The 1519-nt window shown below is 34.7% G+C and carries 2 protein-coding genes; one reads left to right on the plus strand and one right to left on the minus strand.

Annotated features, from left to right (window positions below):
• A partial coding sequence (locus G5T77_RS14415; protein ID WP_166236234.1) for a flavodoxin family protein occupies positions 1 to 492 on the plus strand: 492 nt, incomplete at its 5' end.
• Between the two features lie 173 nt (positions 493 to 665).
• On the opposite strand, the gene G5T77_RS14420 is transcribed toward G5T77_RS14415, so the two are convergent.
• A complete protein-coding gene (locus tag G5T77_RS14420) occupies positions 666 to 1385 on the minus strand; it encodes a phytanoyl-CoA dioxygenase family protein (protein ID WP_087554354.1) in 720 nt (239 codons plus the stop codon).
• Positions 1386 to 1519 lie beyond the last annotated feature (134 nt).

Genomic DNA, 1519 nt, shown 5'->3' on the forward strand with positions numbered 1-1519 from the left:
ATACTTTTTGAAACACCACCTAAAATTGATTTATTCACCGCTGAACAGTTGATGTCTCAACCTGAATTACTCTGTCAATATGATGGACTAATTTGGGGTACTCCAACCTATCTCGGTGGTGTCTCTGGCACTTTTAAACAACTCATGGATGCCACAGGTCCATTATGGAAGAAGCAGGCTTTTAAAGGAAAATTAGCCGCAGGATTTACTGTTTCCTCATTACCTGCTGGGGATAAGCAATCGACCCTGATTTCGCTTTTCACCTTTTCGATGCAACACGGTATGGTATGGGTCGGCAACCCTATTTTACCTGAGCAACATCAAGGTGTTCCGTATACGCAAGCAGCCAATCGTCTCGGCTCATGGTCTGGTCTTATGGCACAAGCCGAACATGCCAGTGCGGCAGATGCTTTTGATATTGGCGATATTAAAACCGCTCAGTTATTTGGACAAAACTTTGCATTTCGCTTAAATGCATATCAAGGAACATGATCAAATGAAAGAGTCTAGTCTTTAATTTCCATATGTTTTTTAATCTCGGGCATTACTACATTAAAAACATTAGGTGTTATCAATAGTTTCTTTTCTATGTGAATGTCAGCATGGATTAGGAATATCTCTTATGAAGAAGATCCTGTCAGGATGATGGGTTTTCTTTATTTATCTTACAAATTCTGAAAATATCTATACGTTGCCATCATTCTTATCTTTTTTGCAGCATTTATCGCTGGAGAATGAATAACCCTCATATCCATTAAATACACATCCCCTTGTACGCCAGTTAATTCAATGATCTCTAATTTTTTATTCTGAAAATCAAAAGGCTGATTTAATATTTTCGTACTCAATAAATGATTCAGCTGACTTGAAGAAGATCGTTCAGTTAAATGATGTGAACCTTTCAAAACTAGAGTTCCACCACCATGAGGTTGAATATCATCAATGATTAAAAAAAATTGCAGTGACTCAAAAGCTGTTGAATGTGAATCGACATGCCATTTTAAATCATTCAGTGTCCATTTTTCCTGTTGAGGTAATGTCAGTAGAAGTTGCTGTTTCTGATCAGAGTAAAACTTTTTAGCAAAAATTTTGAATACAACTTCACCCAAAATATCTGAATATTTTTCTAAAGTTTTTGGCTGTTTAACTGTTCTGGACAACATGACAATCTGTTGAAAATGACTCAATTTTTTCAATTCTTTAGAGATTATTTTATTATTTTCATAAATTTTTAAACGTTTCAGTTCTTCAACCAAACTCTCTTTGATTAAATTTACTTCTTTTTTATCAATAAACTGAGATAGCTTAACAATTCCATCAACACTTAAGTCAGTTTTAATTTGTTTTAACTTTATTTGATCCAAATCGGCTCCATTATGATTCATTTTAAAAATTTCCAATCCCTAAGATTCAATCAGCTCTACTTAGGCAATAGCCTTAATAAACCAGCATTTTTTCCATCTTCCAACACCCAAATCGAGCCATTATATGCAGTATGAGGTGGTGTTTCAAAAAGTAT

The organism is Acinetobacter sp. GFQ9D191M, from assembly GCF_011174875.1.
In the GTDB taxonomy this organism is placed as follows: Bacteria; Pseudomonadota; Gammaproteobacteria; order Pseudomonadales; family Moraxellaceae; genus Acinetobacter.